The organism is Streptomyces sp. SID3343 (genome assembly GCF_009865215.1).
In the GTDB taxonomy this organism is placed as follows: domain Bacteria; phylum Actinomycetota; class Actinomycetes; order Streptomycetales; family Streptomycetaceae; genus Embleya.
The window spans coordinates 1-3,055 of record NZ_WWJX01001626.1 but is presented as its reverse complement, the minus strand read 5'-3'; the positions used below and the strand labels follow the sequence as shown (position 1 = coordinate 3,055).

Annotated in this window: 3 protein-coding genes and 1 pseudogene; 3 read left to right on the top strand and 1 reads right to left on the bottom strand. The window is 71.4% G+C overall.

What is annotated here, in order from left to right:
* A pseudogene (locus GT354_RS55550) lies at positions 1-116 on the top strand (polysulfide reductase); the annotation flags it as partial.
* A 72-nt stretch (positions 117-188) separates the two neighbouring features.
* On the opposite strand, the gene GT354_RS52015 reads toward GT354_RS55550, so the two are convergent.
* Complete coding sequence (locus GT354_RS52015; protein WP_161365529.1) at positions 189-407, bottom strand: hypothetical protein; 219 nt, start codon at positions 405-407, stop codon at positions 189-191.
* A gap of 455 nt (positions 408-862) precedes the next feature.
* Between GT354_RS52015 and GT354_RS52010 the strand changes: the two genes are divergently transcribed.
* Positions 863-1,714 (top strand): SAM-dependent methyltransferase, encoded by an 852-nt coding sequence (locus tag GT354_RS52010; RefSeq protein ID WP_161365527.1) that lies wholly within the window; start codon positions 863-865, stop codon positions 1,712-1,714.
* A gap of 132 nt (positions 1,715-1,846) precedes the next feature.
* On the top strand, positions 1,847-3,031 hold the full coding sequence (locus tag GT354_RS52005) for an aromatic acid exporter family protein (RefSeq protein WP_161365525.1): 1,185 nt from the start codon (positions 1,847-1,849) through the stop codon (positions 3,029-3,031).
* The last annotated feature ends 24 nt before the right edge of the window (positions 3,032-3,055 follow it).

Here is a 3,055-nt window from a genome sequence, read left to right as displayed (position 1 = left end):
TGCTGGCGGGTTCGGTATGCACCCGCTTCGGGGTGTTCGCCGCGGGAATGGCCTCGGCCGAGGACCCTCGATACACGGTGCTCCCCCAGCGCGAACGCCTCGCGACACGAGCGTGACCCGCACCGGCCCGTGACGTCGTCGATCGACCCGACCGACTCCCTGGTGGCGGCCTCCCCGGCCGCCGATCCCTACTTGTGCGACGCCTTCTTCGACGCGACCGCGGTGCAGATCATGTTCGATCGGGCGCACCTCTCGGCCACGTCGGACGGATCCATGCGGGTTCCCGTCACGGGATCGGTGACGGGCGTCTGTTCGGCGGATCCACCGGCGTTCAACAAACGTGTCGCCGCCACGACGGCAAGGACGACGACGACATAGACGAGTACGTGCTGGCGATACCGGCGCATGGCTCCCCCGTGGACTCGACCGGACGGCAGCCTATCCTCGGGCGTCCCGGCACGACCGTTGTCGGCCGGGAACCGGGAACCGGGACGGGAGTTCGGCGGGGGAACCGGAATCGGTGCCCGCCCGGCGCGGCCCCGTACGGGTAACGCCCGGGTGTCGCTCGGGTACTGCTCGGCACTCGCGGCGGACTTCGACGAGAACAGCCGAGCGCCACGAGGCAGGTCTGAGCCGCCTTCGTGCGTCGCCGACCGCGCGCCCGACCCCGGCCGGGAGCGCTTCGTTCGATCGATGTCGACCCGGCCGCATCACCGGGTGGGAGGCGGGAGCCCGTGTCGGGGAGGCGAGTTGGTTGCCCGGGCCGTGTCCACGAGCGTTAGCATGACGATCGCACAGATGTGCGTGGGAGACGTGCCACCGGCGCATTCCGGTGCCGTGTCGAGGCGGGGGTGGAGAACTGATGGGTTCCGCGTTCGATCGGTCGCCCGAGCAGCAGGCCCTGATCGCCGACTGGGCTCCGCCGGAGATCGACACCACCAAACCGCACTCGGCGCGCATGTACGACTATTTCCTGGACGGCAAGACCAACTTCCCCGTCGACCGACTCGCGGCCGAACAGACCCTGGCCGCGGTCCCGCACGCGCGTACGGCGGCGCGCGCCAACCGCGCATTCATGCTGCGGGCCGTCGACCGGCTCGCCCGGCTCGGGGTGCGGCAGTTCCTCGACATCGGCACCGGCATCCCCATCGAGGGTCGCAACACCCACGACGCCGCGCAGCAGGTCACCTCCGACGCCCGGGTGGTCTACGTCGACAACGACCCCATCGTCCTCGCCCACGCCCGCGCGCTGCTGTCCAGCCACCCGGACGGCGCGACCGCCTACATCGACGCCGACGTGCACGATCCGGACGCCATCCTCGCCGACCCCTCGCTCACCGAGACCCTGGACCTGGACCGGCCGCTCGCGCTGCTGATGATCGCGATCCTGCACTTCGTCCCCGACGAGGACAAGCCCACGGACGTCCTGCGCCGCCTGACCGATCGGATCCCTTCCGGCAGTTACCTGGCCCTGTCCCACCTCACCGGCGACTTCGACCCGGTCACGACGACCGGCGGCGTCGCGGCGTACCGCAGGGCAGGCATCCGCATGCAGGTCCGCAGCCGCGCCGAGGTCGCCGCGCTGGTCCCCGACGGGTGGGAACTGCTCGAACCCGGCGTGGAGTTGGTCTCCCACTGGCATCCGGAGAGCGAGGCCGATCTCCCCGACCCGGCGACCGTGGGCTGCTACGGCCTGTTGGCACGCAAACGCTGAACTCCGCCTCGCCGGGCGCCGGTGACCGGCCGACCGACCCACCGCCGCGCGGACGTCGGGGGGTGTCAACTCGCGGGAGTGGGACAGGCTCGGGCCATGTCCGGTATTTCGTGGGGTCGACGGATAGGTGGCATGCCCGGAGCGATCGGGTCCGAGCTTCGCGGGATCGGGCGGTCGGCCGCTCGGGCCTGGCGAGGTCCCGGACGCGAGCGGGATCTGGTGGTGCAGTCCGGCAAGGCGGCCTTCGCGGCGGTGCTGAGTTGGGCCGTGGCCGGATGGTGGCTCCGGGCCCCGATGGCGATCATGGCGCCCTGGGTGGCGATCGTGCTCGTTCAGGCGACGGTGTACCGGTCGGTGGCCCAAGCCCTCCAGGTCTTGGTGTCGATGGCCTTCGGGACCTTGCTCGCCGCCCTCGGCTGGGTGGTGTGCGGCAGCACCGTCGGCGCGATGGCCGCGGTGTTGCCGATCACGATGTTGCTGGGCAACTGGCGGCGGTTCGGCGACCAGGGGATGTACAGCTCGACCAGCGCGTTGTTCGTCCTGTCGTACGGGCCGGTCACCGTCCCCACGATCGGACACCGTCTCGGGGAGGCGTTGCTCGGAGCGACGATCGGGCTCGCGGTGAACCTCCTGGTGTGGCCACCGGTGCATCTGCGCAACAGCCGCCGGGCCGCGCTCGACGTCGCCGACGAGGTCGCGGAGATTTTGGTCGAGTCGGCCGACGGCCTGCGCAAGGACTGGGACGCGACCCTGACGGACGAGCGGTATCGGCGCGCCCTGCGTGCGTTTCGGCGGTGGGAGGACCTGCGGGCGGCCACCGAGCACGCGCGCGAGAGCATGCGGATGAACCCGCGCCGACACCGCCACGGACCGGTGCCGGAGATCGAGCACGGTTTCATTCCCACTCTGGAGGACGTGATCACCCGCACGATCGCGATCACCCGCACGATCCGGGACACGGCGCGAGCGGACGGCGTGGACCTGACGCCGGACGGCAGGACGTTGGCGCCCTACGCGGCGTTCCTGGACGCGCTGGCCTGCGCGGTGCGCGATTACGGACGCGCCGTGGCCGCGATGGGCACGCCGGTGGTGCGCACGGACGCGACCGGCTCGCCGGACACCCGACTGCGGTGCGCGCGCGAGGAGTTGAATCGGGCCGTCGACGTCCACGCGGTACTCACCGAGCGCCTGCCCGAGGCCGCGCGGTCGGGGCCGCTGACGACCGCGCTGACGGGCTCGCTGCTCGCGGAGGCGGGCCGGTTGCTGAGCGATCTGGAAGTGAGCCTGGACGCCGAATCGCAGCCGGTCGGGCACTGAGCCACGAACGCCCGGCAGCAACGC

Bases quoted from the DNA above. Each gene is read 5' to 3' on its own strand.
- GT354_RS52015 (WP_161365529.1), bottom strand. From the start codon at position 407: ATGCGCCGGTATCGCCAGCACGTACTCGTCTATGTCGTCGTCGTCCTT.
- GT354_RS52005 (WP_161365525.1), top strand. From the start codon at position 1,847: ATGCCCGGAGCGATCGGGTCCGAGCTTCGCGGGATCGGGCGGTCGGCC.
- GT354_RS52010 (WP_161365527.1), top strand. From the start codon at position 863: ATGGGTTCCGCGTTCGATCGGTCGCCCGAGCAGCAGGCCCTGATCGCC.